The organism is Hydrogenophaga sp. OTU3427 (genome assembly GCF_038440225.1).
Taxonomy (GTDB): Bacteria; Pseudomonadota; Gammaproteobacteria; order Burkholderiales; family Burkholderiaceae_C; genus Hydrogenophaga.
In genome coordinates this window covers 1-17,110 of record NZ_JASATI010000046.1, presented here as the reverse complement: position 1 = coordinate 17,110, position 17,110 = coordinate 1, and the positions used below count along the sequence as shown (strand labels likewise).

At 56.7% G+C, this 17,110-nt stretch carries 15 protein-coding genes, 1 pseudogene and 1 other annotated feature; of the genes and pseudogenes, 14 read left to right on the top strand and 2 right to left on the bottom strand.

The genetic code is table 11. The annotated features are described in order from the left end of the window. Positions 1 to 55 precede the first annotated feature (55 nt). The gene (locus AAHB17_RS20210; protein WP_342132670.1) at positions 56 to 733 is read right to left on the bottom strand and encodes an LrgB family protein; all 678 of its coding nucleotides are present in this window, start codon (positions 731 to 733) and stop codon (positions 56 to 58) included. Continuing rightward, positions 723 to 1,097: a CidA/LrgA family protein gene (locus tag AAHB17_RS20205; RefSeq protein ID WP_342132669.1), complete on the bottom strand. Its 375-nt coding sequence runs from the start codon at positions 1,095 to 1,097 to the stop codon at positions 723 to 725. Before AAHB17_RS20205 ends, AAHB17_RS20210 begins: the two co-directional genes overlap by 11 nt. Before the next feature lie 142 nt (positions 1,098 to 1,239). On the opposite strand from AAHB17_RS20205, the gene AAHB17_RS20200 reads away from it, so the two are divergent. The 14 genes and pseudogenes from AAHB17_RS20200 to AAHB17_RS20135 form a co-directional block, all read left to right on the top strand. Continuing rightward, a complete protein-coding gene (locus AAHB17_RS20200; RefSeq protein WP_342132668.1) occupies positions 1,240 to 1,908 on the top strand; it encodes a hypothetical protein in 669 nt (222 codons plus the stop codon). 17 nt (positions 1,909 to 1,925) lie between these two features. Then, positions 1,926 to 3,335, top strand: coding sequence for a cytochrome c oxidase accessory protein CcoG (gene ccoG / locus AAHB17_RS20195; protein WP_342132667.1), 1,410 nt, complete (start codon positions 1,926 to 1,928; stop codon positions 3,333 to 3,335). Continuing rightward, positions 3,295 to 3,798, top strand: coding sequence for a thioredoxin family protein (locus AAHB17_RS20190; RefSeq protein WP_342132666.1), 504 nt, complete (start codon positions 3,295 to 3,297; stop codon positions 3,796 to 3,798). The genes ccoG and AAHB17_RS20190 overlap by 41 nt, the downstream gene beginning before the upstream one ends. Before the next feature lie 259 nt (positions 3,799 to 4,057). After that, positions 4,058 to 5,533 (top strand): indoleacetamide hydrolase, encoded by a 1,476-nt coding sequence (iaaH, locus tag AAHB17_RS20185; protein ID WP_446719634.1) that lies wholly within the window; start codon positions 4,058 to 4,060, stop codon positions 5,531 to 5,533. Between the two features lie 178 nt (positions 5,534 to 5,711). Continuing rightward, on the top strand, positions 5,712 to 6,311 hold the full coding sequence (locus tag AAHB17_RS20180) for a Crp/Fnr family transcriptional regulator (protein WP_342132664.1): 600 nt from the start codon (positions 5,712 to 5,714) through the stop codon (positions 6,309 to 6,311). 212 nt (positions 6,312 to 6,523) lie between these two features. After that, positions 6,524 to 8,689 (top strand): indolepyruvate ferredoxin oxidoreductase subunit alpha, encoded by a 2,166-nt coding sequence (locus AAHB17_RS20175; protein WP_342132663.1) that lies wholly within the window; start codon positions 6,524 to 6,526, stop codon positions 8,687 to 8,689. Then, positions 8,686 to 10,254 (top strand): indolepyruvate oxidoreductase subunit beta family protein, encoded by a 1,569-nt coding sequence (locus AAHB17_RS20170; RefSeq protein ID WP_342132662.1) that lies wholly within the window; start codon positions 8,686 to 8,688, stop codon positions 10,252 to 10,254. The genes AAHB17_RS20175 and AAHB17_RS20170 overlap by 4 nt, the downstream gene beginning before the upstream one ends. A gap of 51 nt (positions 10,255 to 10,305) precedes the next feature. After that, positions 10,306 to 11,334 carry a TRAP transporter substrate-binding protein gene (locus AAHB17_RS20165; protein ID WP_342132661.1) on the top strand — a complete coding sequence of 343 codons (1,029 nt, stop codon included), beginning with the start codon at positions 10,306 to 10,308 and terminating at the stop codon, positions 11,332 to 11,334. A 4-nt stretch (positions 11,335 to 11,338) separates the two neighbouring features. Further along, positions 11,339 to 11,830: a TRAP transporter small permease gene (locus AAHB17_RS20160; RefSeq protein ID WP_342132660.1), complete on the top strand. Its 492-nt coding sequence runs from the start codon at positions 11,339 to 11,341 to the stop codon at positions 11,828 to 11,830. After that, on the top strand, positions 11,820 to 13,121 hold the full coding sequence (locus AAHB17_RS20155; RefSeq protein WP_342132659.1) for a TRAP transporter large permease: 1,302 nt from the start codon (positions 11,820 to 11,822) through the stop codon (positions 13,119 to 13,121). Before AAHB17_RS20160 ends, AAHB17_RS20155 begins: the two co-directional genes overlap by 11 nt. A 16-nt stretch (positions 13,122 to 13,137) precedes the next feature. Continuing rightward, positions 13,138 to 14,268, top strand: coding sequence for an alpha-hydroxy acid oxidase (locus tag AAHB17_RS20150; RefSeq protein WP_342132657.1), 1,131 nt, complete (start codon positions 13,138 to 13,140; stop codon positions 14,266 to 14,268). A 13-nt stretch (positions 14,269 to 14,281) separates the two neighbouring features. Beyond that, positions 14,282 to 15,358 (top strand): enolase C-terminal domain-like protein, encoded by a 1,077-nt coding sequence (locus AAHB17_RS20145; protein ID WP_342132655.1) that lies wholly within the window; start codon positions 14,282 to 14,284, stop codon positions 15,356 to 15,358. Positions 15,359 to 15,460: 102 nt separating this feature from the next. After that, complete coding sequence (locus AAHB17_RS20140) at positions 15,461 to 16,459, top strand: carbon-nitrogen hydrolase family protein (RefSeq protein WP_342132654.1); 999 nt, start codon at positions 15,461 to 15,463, stop codon at positions 16,457 to 16,459. Between the two features lie 106 nt (positions 16,460 to 16,565). Beyond that, positions 16,566 to 17,110: pseudogene (locus tag AAHB17_RS20135) on the top strand (transposase); the annotation flags it as partial. Then, positions 16,844 to 16,960, top strand: a sequence feature (AL1L pseudoknot). Its footprint overlaps the pseudogene before it by 117 nt.

Here is a 17,110-nt window from a genome sequence, read left to right as displayed (position 1 = left end):
GGACCTCCAGTGCCAGCCTGGATGGTATGCCGCTCGGGCGGAAGGCATCCATGTTTTAAAAAAGGAACATGGAACACAGCGCCGCGGTGACCAGCGCGTTCCCACACATGCCGGCAACCGCCAGGTCCAGGTGCGCCGGGTACTGGGCCTGCGCGCGGACCAACCCGATAGCGTGCGCGCTCACCCCCAATGCGAAGGCATGGATGCGCTCGTCGAACACACCGACCCGGTGCAGCGCCACCGGTGTCAGCAAGGCGCCAAACAGCCCGGTGAGGAACACGGAGGCCACAGCCAACGCCTGGTGGATGGCGTCGCCAGGCACCAGCGACAGCGCCACAGGCATGGTGGCCGCCTTGGGGGCCACTGCCGCCGTGATGTCCCAGGGCATGCCCAGCCCCCATCCGATGAACAGCACGCTTGTGACGGACAACACCGAAGCAACCAGAAGCCCAAGAAGCATGGGCATCAGCGAAGACCCGAGCCGCCGACAGACCTGGTGTAATGGCACGGCCATGCCCACGACGGCCAGGTCCATGGCCCACCTCAGCTCTTGGGTGCGACTGGCAAATTCGGTGGCATCCAGCCCCAACGCGGCGCACACCATCAGCACCAGCAACACGGCAACGAACACCGGCAGCACCAACACATGGCGCCCGCTGATACGAAACACCTCCCGGGCGGAGAGGTAACACAGCAGAGCAAGTGCATACGCCACAGTTTTTTCAAGCGTCATGGTCATTCCCTTGCCTTGCTGGCCACGCAGAGATGACCCAGCCGCACCCAGCCGCCATGAACATTGTGACCAGCACACCGGACGCCACCAACAGTCCCTCCGCTTCGGCCACAAACCGCAGACCCACCGCAGCAGCCACAAGCGACGGCAACAAGAACAGTGTCAGGTGGTTGAGCAAAAAGGCTGACGCGTCGGCAGTCGCCTTGGGTGACTGTTTCACAAAACACAGCACCAGCAACAGCAACAAAAATCCCCAGAAGCTCCCAGGGATGGGAACACTGAGCCACCCAGACAGGCCGTCACCCAGCCATTTGAGGACAGCCAAGCCGTGGAGGCCCAGAAAAATGGATAGCGCTCGCTTCATCTGACGCAGTATCCGAGACGTTTGTTGGTTTGGGGCATATCAGATGGTGGCAAATAGCCAGGTAACAGTGAGCATCTGATACGGTCGTTTTTTAAACCATCTGAATCCTGCCAATCAGACGCGCAGACGCCACCATTGGCGCATGCCTGCAGACACCGCCCTCCCCCCCAACAACACCCACAATTCGCAGCCCAACGCATTGGAGCGATTTGAAGCCGTCGTCGACAGTGGATTCCTGGGCGTAGGTGTGCCCAGCCACATGGGCGGCCAAGGCGGAAACCTGGAAGACTTGTTCACCGACCAGGCAGCTATTCGGTGGCTTCAGGGACAGCAAGACCCCGACCTGCAGATTTTTCAGTCGCAACGCCTGGTGATTGAGGCCTTGGTCAGGTCAGAAAACATCGCACTGAGGGAGTTCCACCTGCCCGAACTGCTGGCAGGCAACTTGGCCGGTGCCTCTACGCTGGCATGTTCCCCCGTGGAGGCCAAAACCCAGGGCCTTGGCTGGAAGTTTCACGGCCAGCTCAAAGACGTGCCCAACCTGCAATGGCTCGGCTATTCGCTGCTAATCCCCGTACAGACCGCAGGCGAGGTCAAAGGCGTTTTGTTGGTGCGTTCTGAGGAAAGCGGAGTCTCGGCCCGTCCCGGCGACGGACCCTTGCGTTGGCACGTGGCCGCACATGGCGACGTCCACTTCAACCAGGTGTTTCTGCGTGCAGACGAATGGCTGGGAGACCCACCACTCTGGGTCGAACTTCTAGAAGTTCACCGGCGCTTTCGTGACGGCGTGCGCAATACCACCCATCGATGAGCCCACCGGAGACCCTCATGCCCAAGGTCATTCCCATCCTCCCCGCCGAATCCTGGACTGCCGTTGAGAAGATTCACGCTCGGTCAATCCATGGAGCCTTTGCGCGCTTGCGCTGGGCGTTCGTCTGGCTGACCCAGGCCATCTTCTATGGCGTCCCATGGCTGACCTGGAACGCACGGCAAGCAGTCCTGTTTGACCTGGACGCCAAACGCTTTTACCTGTTTGGCGCGGTGCTGTTCCCACAAGACCTCATCTATCTGGCCGCGCTCCTGGTCGTCAGCGCCTTGCTGCTTTTCTTTGCCACGGCTGTGGTTGGCCGCGTGTGGTGTGGCTTCGCCTGCCCCCAAACGGTTTACACGTCCATCTTCATGTGGATAGAGAACAGGTTTGAAGGGAGTCATCAGAACCGCAAGCGCCTGGACCAAGCCGCCTGGGGCCCCGAGAAGCTATTTCGCCGTGGTGGTAAGCACACAGCCTGGATGGTCTTTGGCCTATGGACTGGCTTCACCTTCGTGGGTTATTTCACCGCCATCAGGCCCCTGACCGCCGATGTTCTGAACCTGGAGGCTGGTTACTGGACCACTTTCTGGGTGCTGTTCTACGGCTTGTTCACGTACCTGAACGCAGGCCTCGTGCGCGAGAAAGTCTGCCTGCATATGTGCCCTTACGGACGCTTCCAGGGCTCCTTGATGGACGAGCGCACGCTCAATGTCGCATATGACCACCGGCGCGGTGAACCCAGGCGCGGCACCGTTGACAACGACCACAGGGATACAAGGGACGGCCACTGCATCGATTGCACCTTGTGCGTGCAAGTCTGCCCCACCGGCATAGACATCCGCAACGGGCTGCAGGCCGCTTGCATCGGGTGCGGGCTGTGCATAGACGCCTGCGACGAGGTGATGACCAAGGTGCATGCACCCACAGGTCTGATTCGGATGGCGTCGCTGAGTGAACTGCACGGCACCAGCGACGGTCAGAAGCCGTTGCTGCAGCGCGTTTTGCGCACACGTGTTTGGGTGTACGGCAGTTTGCTGTTGCTGGTCATCACAGGAACCGTCGTCGCATTTTCCGCCAGGCCAGAGGTGCGCATGAACGTCATACGGGACCGCTCGGTGATGGCACGCCTGGTGGAACTGGGTGCGGTGGAGAACGTCTACACGCTGCAGCTCATGAACGCATCGGACCATCACAAAAGGTTGGTGGTGAATGTATTGCCATCGGACCAGGTGAATCTGACAAGACCCGTCAGCCTTGAACTGGGACCTGCACAGGCCAGCAAAGTCACGGTCAACGTTCGTATGCCGGCGGTCGAAGCGATGCGGCACACGGGACAAATCCTACCTATCCGGTTTGTGGTCGGCTTACCCGAAATCGCCGACCGGCATGAGGTGGAAGAACCCTCCACCTTCTTGGTACCAAAGTAGCCGGACAACCATGCGAAACAGTGAGCGCAACGACTTTGACGTCGCTCCCGAGTTTGACGGTGTCCTTTGGGTTGCCTGCCTATGTGCTGAGTGGTGCCACATCTGTAGAGACATGCGCCCCAATCTCACAGTTGACTCGCGGCTCTCATCCAAGGTCCGTCTCCTGTGGGTTGACATCGAACAACATGCAGACCTTCTCGGCGAGCTGGAGGTCGAGCAGTTTCCCAGCTATCTCATCGCGAAAGACAGTGAGGTGCTTCTTTTTGCGCAAGGCCCAGTTCGCGCGGACAGCTTGATGAATTTCATAGCGCCTTATGTAGCCAGACCCATCAGACCGCAACAAGTCGCGAAGGAAGTTCAGCAAGCTTATGAAGCCATCAAATTTCACTTCAATGCGACCTTTGACCCTCAGCCACAGGACGCGTCATACCGACAGCCAACGTCCGATGGAGGGACAGTCTGAGAACTGCCTGGCATTTTCAGACCCTACCCCGCACTCCCCCAACCTCACCTATCAATCTCGCTAGGTTCCACCAAAACAGCCTAAACCTACTCTTTGTTACGCAGCGTGCACGGTACTACCCATGTAAGTCATGCCTGCGCAAACAGCTAGTAAATCGACTTTTGGAGAACATATGGCATCACGAGAATTTGAAACGAACCGTCGCGGCTTTCTGAAGTCCACGGCGCTGCTTACTTCAATACCAACCATGGGTGGGGCGATGGTCGCTTGTGGAGGCGGTGACACAGATGCTGGGTCGCAAGACTTGGCTGCGCTTACGGCAACCGAAGTTGTTGACTCTATCGCTGCGGGCCGCTTGAGTGCCGAGGACTACGTCAGGTCCTGCCTGACAAGAGCTCAACAGCTCTCGGGTCTAGGTGCATTCATCACACTGAACACAGATGCAGCCATAGCCGCAGCCAAAAAGGTTGATGAAGAACGCAAGGCAGGCAAAACCCTGGGCGCACTTGCTGGTTTGCCCATTGTGGTTAAAGACAATATCAACACCGTGGACCTCCCGACAACCGGAGCCACTCCCAGCATGGCGACCTTCCGTCCGAACGGAAATGCTGCTGTACTTCAGCCGCTTCTCGACGCCGGGGCCATCATTCTTGGCAAGGCAAACCTCCATGAACTTGCCTTTGGCATCACGAACACGAACTTTGCCCCCTTCGCCGGAATAGCTCGAAACGCCTACAAGTCGACCCACATTCCCGGAGGCTCCTCTGGTGGCACAGGCTCCGCTGTTGGCTCTCGCATCGCACCGGTCGGTCTGGGCTCAGACACAGGAGGCTCAGTCCGTATTCCTGCGGCTTTGAATGGCGTCGCCGGACTCAGGCCCTCAGTTGGTAACGGTGGAGCCGAAAGACGTTATAGCGGTACAGGCGTTATTCCCCTGAGCCACACCCGTGACACCGTTGGCCCCATTGGCCGAACGATGGCAGACATTGCGCTCATCGACTCGGTCATCACCGGTACCGCGCGACCTTCAGCAGTAGCGCTCTCAGGCCTGCGATTCGGCATTCCCGAAGCATACTGGGACCTGGTCGACAACGAGGTGGCGTCCATGATGGAGGCGACCAAAGCCAAGCTCTCGGCCGCGGGTGTTGTTTTTGTCAAAGCCGAACTTCCAACGATTCGCGATTTGCTCGCGAAGACTGGGTTCCCCATTGTGCTGCACGAAGCGCGTAGTGACCTTCCAGCGTATCTGGCTGCAAGCGGAGCCTCAAACCTGACCTTGGAGACCATCGCTCAGCAAGCAGCGAATCCTGAGGTTCGGTCTGCATTTCAGGCGGTACTTGCCGACGCTTTCGGCCCGGAATACCCCGATGCCATCAACGTGTATCGCCCTCAGATGAGGGCCGCATACGACGCGTACTTTGCAGACCAAAACATCGACGCAATCTGGTTCCCGACAACGCCACTGGCGGCAGTGCCAATCGACGCAGTGCGTGGCACCTCAACAGTGACCATCAATGGTGGTGAACCAATTGATGAGTTCCTGACTTTCATTCGCAATTGTGACCCCGGCAGCACGACTGGCTTGCCGGGCATCACTCTTCCCATTGGGCTGAACAAGGACGGACTGCCAGTTGGCATGGCGCTTGACGGGCCAGTGGGTAGCGACAAGCGTCTGCTGGCAATCGGTATCGCGATTGAAACACTTATCGGTCTTCTCCCCGCGCCCAAGGTCTAAAAAGACAAGTCAACGTCAATTTGAACCCTCATTCGCTTCGCGAATGAGGGTTCAAAGTTCTTTCTGCCATGGTCTTGTGAGTAGAGGGGCGAACGAGGCAGCGACAAACTTGCTTGGGATTCTTGGTCAATGGGGTCGTAAATGAACAGTGTCCATTTCTACTTGTCTGAACAAGCCCATGTACTTTGCGAAGTCAACACGGATTCCTGCCCAAGATTACCTGTACCAGCAAGGGGAAAGCTCGCCTGAGCTTTTCCACATTAGGACAGGCATTGTGTGCCTCGAAAGCGTCAACGAAAGAGGAGACCGGTGCATCACTCATTTGCTTGGCCAAGGTGCAGTCCTAGGCCACGAAACCCTCTTGCGGCAGCCACGAGGCTTTGACGCCAGAGTATGCACCGATGCGGTAGTCGAGGTCATCACAGTGTCATCAGCAACGGACCCTACACAAAAAATTTCGTTGATGCAGTGGGCAAACGCAGCGGTCTCTCGACTTCTTTTTGAAGCAACACAGTTCAAAGTGCAGCTCCACGGGGCGCGAGCAGACGAAAAGGTGCTGCTTTTGATAGAGCAACTTAAAAAGCTACACCCGGAAAAAACCGAGGTTTGTTGGCTTCCCAGTCGCTATGAAATGGCAGACATCCTTGATATCAATCACGCGACCGCAAGCCGGGTCATCGCACGGTTGTTCAGAGACGGGGCCCTTCAGCGGACAGCCAGCAGAGACTTTGTAAGAGTTGATTGGGCTCACATTCGCACCCTACTTAGCAGCACCTGATACAGCCAGCACTCGGTAGACGCAAGCTCACAACTGGCTTTAACACCGCACCCAGAATATCGAAATTTTAGATATGTAACAGCGTTTGCATTGATAGGTTAATTTTGAAACCACCCATAAGCTAACCGCAACTCATGAGCACGCCGACCTTTTGAAGGTCAAAACCCAACACGCAGAGGCACTCAAATCGCCTCTACAGGAGACAAGAAAGCATGGAGCGTTCATTCGCCGAAGAGGTCAAGCGCCTCTCGCTTGGCGCTGGCAAAGAATTTCACGGCGAGGGCATCCTCGCAGTGACCAAAGCCCTGCTGCAGTCCGGTGTCAGTTACATCGGCGGCTACCAAGGTGCCCCCGTCTCGCATCTGATTGATGTCCTGGGAGACTCGAAAGAGCTCTTGGATGAACTCGGCATCTACTTTGAGAACAGCGCCTCTGAAGCAGGTGCTGCGGCCATGCTGGGCGCCTCTGTCAACTATCCAGTGCGCGGCGCAGTAACCTGGAAGTCAACCGTCGGTACGAACGTGGCCTCGGACGCTCTGTCCAACCTAGCCTCAGCTGGCGTGGTCGGTGGTGCGTTGGTCATTCTGGGCGAAGACTACGGCGAGGGCTCGAGCATCATTCAAGAGCGCACACACGCCTTCGCGATGAAGTCACAAATGTGGTTGATGGACCCTCGTCCCAACCTCACATCCATCGTAAATGCGGTTGAACAAAGCTTTGAATTGTCCGAGGCCAGTCATACGCCTGTGATGCTTCAGCTTCGCATTCGGGCGTGTCATGTGCATGGCTCATTCGTCTGCAAGGACAACCGTGCACCTCAAATCTCCACGAGGGAAACGATTTCTCAGCCGAAATTCGACTTCTCCAACATCAACCTGCCGCCCTCCATTTACGCGCATGAGCGACTGAAAGTCGAATCTCGTTGGCCGGCAGCCATTGAATTCATCAAGTCTCAGAAGCTCAACGAGCACTTCGAGGGCGATTGCTCTGACGTTGGCTTGGTGATACCAGGAGGCCTCTACAACGGAACCATCAGAGCGCTCCAGCAACTTGGACTTGCCGACACCTTCGGAACCTCTCGGATTCCACTGTTTGTCTTGAACGTGGTTTACCCGCTGGTACCGGAAGAACTCATCAACTTCTGCGATGGCAAGCGAGCAGTTCTGATGGTTGAAGAGGGGCAGCCGAACTATATGGAGGATGCTCTTCAGGCCATCTTGCGAAGGGCGAACAGCGGCACGCGACTGCATGGCAAAGACATCTTCCCGATGGCTGGTGAGTACACCGGCGAAGTGCTTACCAAGGCAATTGCCGAATTCGTGCGTCAAGCAGCACCGACTAACCTTTCCGAGGTTGGTGTTCAGGAGGTTGTTGATTCGGCAGCTCCTCTGGCACAACTGAAACCTCGTGCAGTGAACGCTCTGGGAACACCTGTACCGGCACGTCCACCTGGTTTCTGTATCGGATGTCCTGAACGTCCTGTCTTTGCAGCAATGAAATTGATGCAAGAGGAACTGGGAACCGTTCACGTGAGCGCAGACATCGGCTGCCACACCTTTGGGACCCTCCCGCCTTTCAACACCGGAAGCACTGTCCTGGGTTATGGCCTTGGGCTGGCCAGTTCATCCGGGGTAGGCCCATTGATGAACAAGCGGGTCATCAGTGTCATGGGTGATGGTGGCTTCTGGCACAACGGTTTTACCAGCGGCGTGGTCAACGCCGTGTACAACAACCAGGACTCGGTTCTGGTGATTCTGAAGAACGGCTACACGTCTGCAACGGGTACACAGGCCATTCCGTCTTCGCCCACGCAGCCTGCAGCAAAGCCTTTAACGCTTGACATCGAGGCAGCTCTTCACGGTGTTGGAGTGAAGTGGGTTCGTAAGGTTACGAGCTATCACGTGAGCGAGATGCGTGACACGCTGATGGAGGCGATGACCACCGAGGAAGGTGGCCTCAAAGTCATCATCGCCGACGGTGAATGTCAGCTGGAACGGCAACGCCGAATCAAACCAATCAATGCCGCGAAGTTGAAACGCGGTGAGCGTGTCGTACGTACTCGGTTTGGAATCGACGACGACGTTTGCACCGGAGACCACTCCTGCATTCGCCTGTCCGGCTGTCCATCGCTCACCATCAAGCCCAACCCTAGTCCACTCCGGCAGGACCCAGTCGCGACGGTGAATCAGGGTTGCGTCGGTTGCGGTCTGTGCGGTGAGAACGCACATGCCTCTGCCCTCTGCCCATCGTTCTTCAAAGCTGAAATCGTACAAAACGCCACTAGCTTTGAACTGTTCATGAACCGCCTGCGGCAAGGGGTGATTCGTGCAATGGCTGGGAAACGCAGTGTCTCCGCCGCTGAGGAACTCAAAGCATGAACACAAAAACTGAAGCACCGAAGATTGTCACGGTACTCGTGGCAGCAATGGGCGGAGAAGGCGGCGGCGTGCTAGCTGACTGGCTCATCTCTGCATCAGAAGCACTCGACTATCCAGTTCAAAGCACTTCGGTTCCAGGCGTCGCCCAACGTACCGGTGCGACGAACTACTACCTTGAAATTCTGCCGGTGCCACGCTCACAGCTGGGTGGCCGTGAGCCAATTTTCAGCTTGACCCCAAGTCAGGGTGACGTTGATATCGTTGCGGCCTCGGAGCTTGTGGAGGCGGGGCGCGTGCTCCAGGGTGGCTTTGTCCATCCGCAACGAACAACATTGGTGGCGTCAACACATCGCGAGTATTCGGTTTCAGAAAAGTCTGCGATGGGTGACGGGCGTTACGACGGTAGCCGAGTAGTTAAGGCGGCCAATGAACTGTCGCAGTCATGCCATCTGTTCGACATGAGAGCGTTGGCGTGGAAGCATGGCACGGTCATCAACACAGTGATGTTCGGCGCGATGGCGGGTAGTGGAGTGCTACCTTTCTCACGTGAGGTCTGTGAAAAGGCAATTCGCGACTCGGGTAAGGCCGTCGAATCGAGTCTGAAAGGATTTGCAGCGGGCTTCGAATACGTCACAACGGCGCCGACTCCGCAAAAAGACTCGCCCAGTAAGGAAGTAACCGCTCGAGCTTACGTGGCCAGGGTCTCCGCACTTCCCGAACCTATGCGCGTGACCGTCCAACATGGCGTCGACCTTACCACCGACTATCTAGACAAGGCTTATGCCGATACCTACCTAGACCGAGTCGAATCCATCGTTGAACTGGAGCGCAGTGGCGGCGGCGATTACCCGGTTTCGACCGAAGTGGCGAGGTATCTGGCCTTGTGGATGGCGTATGAGGACGTCATTCGGGTTGCTGACCTCAAAACCAGAGCAGACCGTTTGGAACGTGTACGCAAAGAGGTTGGGGCAAAAGCAGGTGAACCAATTCAGCTCACGGAATTTTTGAAGCCAGGTCTTGACGAGATTTGCTCTGTTCTTCCGACAGGCCTTGCGAATCGCGTCAAGAAGTCATTGGAGCACAAAGCGCACAAGCTCAGCTTCGGGCTTCATGTGAGAACCGACACCGTCTGGGGATTCACTACCCTTTGTGCATTGCGAGCCCTACGCAACTGGCGGCGACGGACTTCACGTTTCGAAGCTGAGCAATCTCAAATCGAGCAGTGGCTTGAAGCCGTCCGAGTCGCAATTCGAAAGAGCCCACAACTCGCATACGAGTTGGCCCTCTGCGGCAACTTGGTCAAGGGTTATGGCGGAACAAGCGAACGTGGCCACAGAAGCCTGAAAACCGTACTTACGGATTTTCATGGCATGCTGGATTTCAACAAGCGCGGCAGCTTCTCCCTCGACGAGGCGATTCGCCGCGTGCGCACGGCGCGCGAAGCAGCCTTGCTTGACCCAGAAGGACGAGCGCTGGCTCGTTCATTGGGTCTGCCCCCACCTCCGCTCAAAGAGCAACCCATTCGATTCATCCGCCGGACCAAACAAACAGAGATGCGCACCTGACGCAGTTGAACACTTAACCCCAACCCACCCAGGAAAACATAGGAGACAACGATGAAGAAAACAAACAAGATGACGCTGATTGCCAGCGCAACCGTGGCACTCGCGTTCACGCATTTGGCACACGCCCAAGAAAAGCAAGTAGAGATGAAGTTTGGCTTTTGGGTGCCCGCACAGCACTCACTGGCCAAGACCAGCATCGAACCCTGGGCTAAATCTGTGGAGGCTGCCTCCAAAGGAAGCATCAAGGTTTCTCTGTTCCCTGCCCAGCAACTTGGCAAGGCGGCAGACCATTACGACATGGCCCGCGATGGCATCGCTGAAATCACTTGGGTGAGCCCGGGCTATCAAGCATCAAGGTTCCCTATCTTCTCGGCAAGCGAGTTGCCGTTCCTTATCTCTCAACCTGGCCAGGGCTCCGCTGCGGTTGATGCTTGGTATCGCAAGCACGCAGAAAAAGAAATGAAGGACGTGAAGTATTGCTTTGCTCACATCCACATCGGCACGCTTCACTCGAAGAAGGCCATCACCGACCCGGCTCAAATCAAAGGCATGAAGATTCGCCCAGCCAACGGTACGGTTGCACAAACCATGGTATCGCTGGGAGCGAGCAACGTTCAAGTATCAGCGCCTGAGTCTCGGGACGCATTGGACAAGGGCGTCGCCGATGCCATCACCTTTCCCTGGGATTCTCTGATTTCGTTCAACATCGACAAGGCAGTGAAGTTCCATCTGGACGCCAAGTTGTACGCAGCGTCGTTTGTCTGGGTCATCAATAAGCCTTGGTTTGACGGCCTGTCCACCACCCAGAAAAAGGTTATCAACGACCACTGCAATAACGAATGGGCAACCAAAGTTGGTGAAGGCTGGGGCGGAGCCGAAGACTCTGGTGAAGCAAAGCTGGCAGCAACAGCCGGCCACACCATCGTGAAACTGACACCAGAACAGGTTCAAACCTGGAAGAAGGCTGTTGAACCTGTCACGCTGCAGTGGTCGCAAACCGCTCAAAAGGCCGGCGCGAACCCGACAGAGGTTTTGAATGACCTCAAACGCGAACTCACGAACCGTAAAGCCGCGTACTGAGAAGATGAAAAAGCTTCTAGATGCAACTGAGTCAGTTGCTGCTTTTTTCCTGTTGGCAATTTGCGCTCTGACCGCCACAAACGTGGTGGTTCGGAACGTGATGTCCGTACAGGTGCCTGACTGGTATGACGGTTCAAGGCTGCTGTTGGGCATTGCCATCTTTTGGGGCATTGCTATCGCAACCTACCGCGGCGGGCACATATGTGTCGACGCGCTGTGGGAGTACCTCGGTCCCAGAAACCGGGTGCGAGTAGACATGCTCGCTACCACTCTGACTTTTGCCTTCCTCTGCCCTTTGGCGTGGATGGTGTGGGTAAAAGTAGGTGGGACGGGTGAGCAAGCTACATCTGACCTGCTGCTGCCCATGAAATGGTTCTATACGGTATCAGCTGTTGGAGCCACAGCAGCAGCCATTCTTTCCACCGTGCGTGTCATTCAAATGTGGCGTAACTCTACTGCCCTGCCAGAACAAGAGGAGGCGCCCCATGGAGCGTGATGTTGTTGCCCTTTTGGGCTTCGTTTTGATGCTCGTTCTCATGGTTTTGCGAGTACCAATTGGCATTGCTATGGGAGTCGTGGGTGTGTTGGGCTTTGGGATGCTCTCCACCTGGACGGCAGCTTTTAATCTGCTGGCCAACGTCCCACTGTCGGTGGTAACGGACTACGACCTCGCTGTGATACCAATGTTTATTCTCATGGGTGCATTTGCGTCCAGCGCAGGAATGAGCAACGAACTGTTCACGGCTGGAAGAGCGTGGTTTGGCCACCGCAAAGGTGGTCTGGCATTGGCGTCTATCGCCTCCTGCGCAGGCTTTGCCGCCATCAATGGTTCGTCAGTAGCTACTGCCGCAACCATGTCTCAAGTGGCATTGCCTGAAATGCGCAAGGCTGGATACGACCCGGGCTTCTCTGCTGGTCTCATCGCTGCGGGCGGCACCTTGGGCATCATGATTCCACCGTCGGTCATCTTCGTTCTGTACGGAATCATGACCGATACAGATATCACCAAGTTGTTTGCAGCCGGTATCGTGCCAGGTCTGATGGCAGTCGTCGGCTATGCCATAGTTGTGCACATCACTGCGCTTCGTTACCCAAACATGTTGCCGGTGGGTGAAAAACACACATGGACTGAACGCTTCTCAAGTCTGAAAAACCTGTGGGCCGTAATTCTGTTGTTCATGTTTGTATTGGGCGGCATCTACGGTGGATGGTTCACCGTACAAGAGGCTGCTGCAGTCGGCGCCATGGGCACCCTGTTCCTAGGCGTAGCCAGAGGCCAACTGCGCTGGGCAACGATTCGGTCTGCTCTTATCGACGCCCTACGCGTTTCATCAGCCATTCTCATGATTGTGGTTGGGGCATTTCTTTTCGGGTACTTCCTGACCATCACGCAGTTCACGCAGAAGGCGGTCGACTTCCTGGTCCATCTACCGGTTGGCCCCTATGGCGTGCTTGCCTTGGTCATGCTGGGCTACCTGGTGCTGGGCGCGGTCATGGACGAATTGGCCATGATTCTTCTGACCGTCCCAGTCGTGTTTCCAGCCATGGTTCAACTCGGCTTCGACCCTGTCTGGTTCGGCGTCATCATCGTCATGGCTGTCACATTCGGGATGATTTGCCCGCCTGTCGGCATCAACGTGTTTGTCATCAACTCGATTGCGCGGGAGATTCCACTCGGGAAAATTTACCGCGGAACAATGCCGTTCATTGCTGCGGATGTCGTTCGACTGGTCATCCTTTGCGCGTTCCCCGCCCTGTCATTGTGGCTACCAAGCCTTCTCGTGTAAGTAGGAGGGCTGGCGCATGTTGTTGAACGTTGACGACTATCAGAAGGCAGCCAGAAAGAAGCTGCCGAGATTTGTCCGGGACTACGTGGACGGCGGCGCCGAGCGAGAGCTCGCGCTGTCCAGAAACCGCCGTGCTCTGGACGAGTGCGTATTGACACCGCGGGTCTTGCGCAATACGACCACGGTTGACACGTCTGTTGAAATTTTTGGCAGCCGCTGGAGCCATCCGTACGCAGTTGCCCCCATGGGACTCAATGGTCTGGTGCGTCCACAAGGAGACGTTCTCATCGCAAAGGCGGCAAAGGCTCTTGGCGTGCCGTTCATGCAGTCCACGGCATCAAACTCGCGCATCGAAGCGGTTGCCACTGCAGCCACGGCACCTTGGTTGCAACTGTACGTCATGGGCGACCGAAGCATGGCGGAACAGCTCGTGCGTCGAGCCAAAAAGCTCGGGAGCGAAGCACTCGTACTGACCATTGATGTGCCCGTGAGTGGCTATCGTGAAAAAGATGAGCGCAACGGTTTCAAGCTTCCCTTCAGACCCACAGTGAGTACAGCGCTGGAGATGCTCTTGCACCCTGCATGGCTTGCGAGAGCAGCAACCGCTGGCGCACCCGAGTTCGTCAACTTGGCGGAGGTTGAAGGAAAAGGCTCGGCCCAGGCTCAGGCAGCGTTGCTGAATCGAACCATGGACCGCTCAATGGTTTGGGAAAGCCTTCAATGGTTGAGAACACTGTGGGACGGCCCGCTTCTCCTGAAGGGTATTCAGCACCCAGAAGACGCGAAAACCGCCCGTCAGCGTGGGGTTGATGGATTGATTGTTTCTAACCATGGTGGTCGTCAACTCGACGCAGCGCCGGCAACCATTCACAGCCTGCCTGCCATCGTATCTGCAGTCAACGGCGAGATTCCTGTACTTATTGACAGTGGGTTCCGAAGCGGCACCGACATCGCCAAGGCCTTGGCACTGGGAGCCAACGCCGTTCTGATAGGGAGGCCAGCACTTTATGGCCTGGCAGTCGATGGTGAAAAAGGGGTCGCTGACGTCTTGCAACTTCTGTCCAAAGAACTGACAAGAACGATGACCCTCCTTGGGGCGAGCAATGTTCACTCGTTGCAAGAGATTGGCTTGAAGTCGAACAATTGACAGGAAACTCTCTATGGACATCACCATCACTGACGTTACAGCTCGGTCAGTTAACGTTCCACTGGAGTTTCCAGTCAGGACCTCCGTCGGCATCGTGGCGACTGCACCGCTGGTCTTGATTGACCTGTCCACATCTTCGGGAGTGGTCGGGCGCTCATACCTCTTCACATACACACCAGCAGCGCTAGAGGCGACACGTCAGATGGTGCTGTCTTTGGGCAAGCTCATCGAGGGAAAGCCTCTCGCACCTTTCGACCTTGACACCCTCTTCTCCCAACGCCTTCGTCTATTGGGAAAGACTGGCATAGCACTGATGGCTTGCTCAGGCCTTGACATGGCTGTATGGGATGCACTTGCGGTCTCGCAAGAGCTGCCGTTGGCAAAATTGCTAGGGGGCACGATTCGCCCTATCAAGGCGTATGACAGCCACAGCATGGATGGTGTTGAGCTCGGTGTGAAGAGAGCCCAACAATCACGTTCTGAGGGCTTTACGGCCATCAAGACAAAGATTGGCTATGCAACGCTGGCGGAAGACATCAAAGTGGTCAGAGCGCTTCGTGAGGTCATCGGTCCAGACACGCAACTCCTCGTTGACTACAACCAGGGCCTCACTGTCCCTGAAGCGATTCGCCGAATCAACGTCCTCAAGGACGAAGGCATTGCCTGGGTGGAAGAGCCCACGCTGCAGGAAGACTACACGGGTCATGCAAAGGTTCGCGACTCAGTTTCGCTACCAATTCAAATGGGCGAGAACTGGTGCGGGCCGGACGAAATGCACAAAGCACTGATGGCAGGCGCATGTGACCTTGCCATGCCAGATGTCATGAAGATGGGCGGCGTGACCGGATGGATTAGAGCCTCTGCACTTGCTCATGCACACGGCATTCCGATGTCCAGCCACATTTTCCAGGAAATCAGCGTGCACCTCCTCGCTGTGACCCCTACTTGTCATTTTCTTGAACGAATGGACTTGGCCGCGCCCATCCTGCGCGAGCCCCTGAAGTTCGTCAACGGCTCGGCGACACCACCCGACATACCCGGTGTCGGCATCCATTGGAACGAAGACGCAGTCTCCCGTCTAGCGGCTTGATTTTCACGCCTGATACAGGAGGAAAGCGCGAGCCACACCCGAGTTCGGCCAGCTCAACTGTGCATTACATCGAACTGTCTTCCAACCTTTCCACCCTTGACCATGAGCAAGCACGTTCAAACCCAGTACAAAGTAGCCTGCGTTCAGGCTGCGCCAGTGTTTCTAGACCTCGAAAAAGGGGTTGACAAGGCCATCCAGCTTATTGCAGAGGCGGCACGCAACAAAGCCTCACTTATTGCCTTCCCAGAGGTCTGGCTGCCGGGCTACCCTTGGTGGATTTGGCTGGATTCCCCGGCTTGGGGGATGCAGTTTGTGCAAAGGTACTTCGAGAATGCGCTGGTGATTGGCAGCCCTCAGTGGGAGCGACTGGTCAATGCCGCAGCAGAGAACAATATCCATGTTGTCCTGGGTTTCTCCGAGCGAGACGGAAGCACGCTGTACCTTGCACAGGCCATCATTGACAACCAAGGAAAGGTTGTCGCTACTCGCCGCAAGTTGAAGCCCACACACGCAGAACGCACTGTGTTTGGCGAGGGCGATGGCAGTCACATCGCGGTTCACGATACCGCGCTGGGCCGGATGGGAGCACTTTGCTGTGCAGAGCACATTCAGCCCTTGACCAAATACGCGATGTACTCGCAGCACGAGCAAATTCACATTGCGGCTTGGCCGAGCTTCTCTGTCTACCGGGGAGCGGCTTTTCAGCTCAGTGCGGAGGCCAATAACGCGGCCAGTCAGGTGTACGCCCTCGAAGGTAGCTGCTACGTGCTGGCCCCATGTGCCATCGTGTCCAAGGAAATGATGGCGATGCTGGCTGACACACCGCAGAAGAATCAACTACTCCTGGAGGGCGGGGGTTATGCCATGATTTATGGTCCTGACGCCAAGCCTTTGTGCCAGCCGATTCCGGAAAACGAGGAAGGCCTCCTGTATGCCGACGTTGACCTGGGATTCATTGGCGTGACCAAAGCTGCCTATGACCCTGCAGGTCACTATTCACGCCCCGATGTACTGCGCCTGCTTTTCAACCGCAAGCCAACGCCTCGAGTTCATGACTTTGACCCGGAGTACATGTTCTCTGAGCAAAAGTCCAACGACTGAGACACAGAACTGGTCCCGACCCCATCGGGACTCTGGCCAGGGCCAAGCTGTACGCTTGAACCGCCCCGGGTTTTGAGGAGGCTCCAACTCTTGAGAAGATGGAGCCATGAACAAATCACCGAAGTTCTCCCCGGAAGTGCGCGAGCGCGCCGTACGCATGGTGCAGGAGCACCGAGCCGACTACCCATCGCTGTGGGCAGCCATTGAATCGATTGCGCCCAAGATTGGCTGCGTGCCGCAGACCTTGAATGACTGGGTCAAGAAGGCCGAGGTCGACAGCGGCCAGCGCCCCGGCACCACCACGTCAGAAGCCCAGCGCATCAAGGAGCTGGAACGTGAGGTCAAAGAGCTGCGCCGGGCCAATGACATCCTGAAGACGGCCAGCGCGTTTTTCGCGCAGGCGGAGCTCGACCGCCGATTGAAGTCTTGAAGAACTACATCGACCGCCACCGTGATGCCTACGGGGTCGAGCCCATCTGCCGGGTGCTGCAGATGGCCCCGTCGTGTTACTGGCGCCACGCAGCCCGACGACGCAACCCGCAGCTGCGCAGTCAACGCGCCCAGCGTGACGAGGGCTTGAAGGCCGACATCCAGCGCGTGTGGCACGCCAACTGGCAGGTCTACGGAGCCGATAAGGTCTGGCTGCAGATG

Coding starts and splice junctions, on each gene's coding strand:
- AAHB17_RS20140 (WP_342132654.1), top strand. CDS start 15,461: ATGAGCAAGCACGTTCAAACCCAGTACAAAGTAGCCTGCGTTCAGGCT.
- AAHB17_RS20145 (WP_342132655.1), top strand. CDS start 14,282: ATGGACATCACCATCACTGACGTTACAGCTCGGTCAGTTAACGTTCCA.
- AAHB17_RS20210 (WP_342132670.1), bottom strand. CDS start 733: ATGACGCTTGAAAAAACTGTGGCGTATGCACTTGCTCTGCTGTGTTAC.
- AAHB17_RS20205 (WP_342132669.1), bottom strand. CDS start 1,097: ATGAAGCGAGCGCTATCCATTTTTCTGGGCCTCCACGGCTTGGCTGTC.
- AAHB17_RS20180 (WP_342132664.1), top strand. CDS start 5,712: ATGTACTTTGCGAAGTCAACACGGATTCCTGCCCAAGATTACCTGTAC.
- AAHB17_RS20190 (WP_342132666.1), top strand. CDS start 3,295: ATGAGGTGGAAGAACCCTCCACCTTCTTGGTACCAAAGTAGCCGGACA.
- AAHB17_RS20165 (WP_342132661.1), top strand. CDS start 10,306: ATGAAGAAAACAAACAAGATGACGCTGATTGCCAGCGCAACCGTGGCA.
- iaaH (WP_446719634.1), top strand. CDS start 4,058: ATGGTCGCTTGTGGAGGCGGTGACACAGATGCTGGGTCGCAAGACTTG.
- AAHB17_RS20200 (WP_342132668.1), top strand. CDS start 1,240: ATGCCTGCAGACACCGCCCTCCCCCCCAACAACACCCACAATTCGCAG.
- AAHB17_RS20175 (WP_342132663.1), top strand. CDS start 6,524: ATGGAGCGTTCATTCGCCGAAGAGGTCAAGCGCCTCTCGCTTGGCGCT.
- ccoG (WP_342132667.1), top strand. CDS start 1,926: ATGCCCAAGGTCATTCCCATCCTCCCCGCCGAATCCTGGACTGCCGTT.
- AAHB17_RS20150 (WP_342132657.1), top strand. CDS start 13,138: ATGTTGTTGAACGTTGACGACTATCAGAAGGCAGCCAGAAAGAAGCTG.
- AAHB17_RS20170 (WP_342132662.1), top strand. CDS start 8,686: ATGAACACAAAAACTGAAGCACCGAAGATTGTCACGGTACTCGTGGCA.
- AAHB17_RS20155 (WP_342132659.1), top strand. CDS start 11,820: ATGGAGCGTGATGTTGTTGCCCTTTTGGGCTTCGTTTTGATGCTCGTT.
- AAHB17_RS20160 (WP_342132660.1), top strand. CDS start 11,339: ATGAAAAAGCTTCTAGATGCAACTGAGTCAGTTGCTGCTTTTTTCCTG.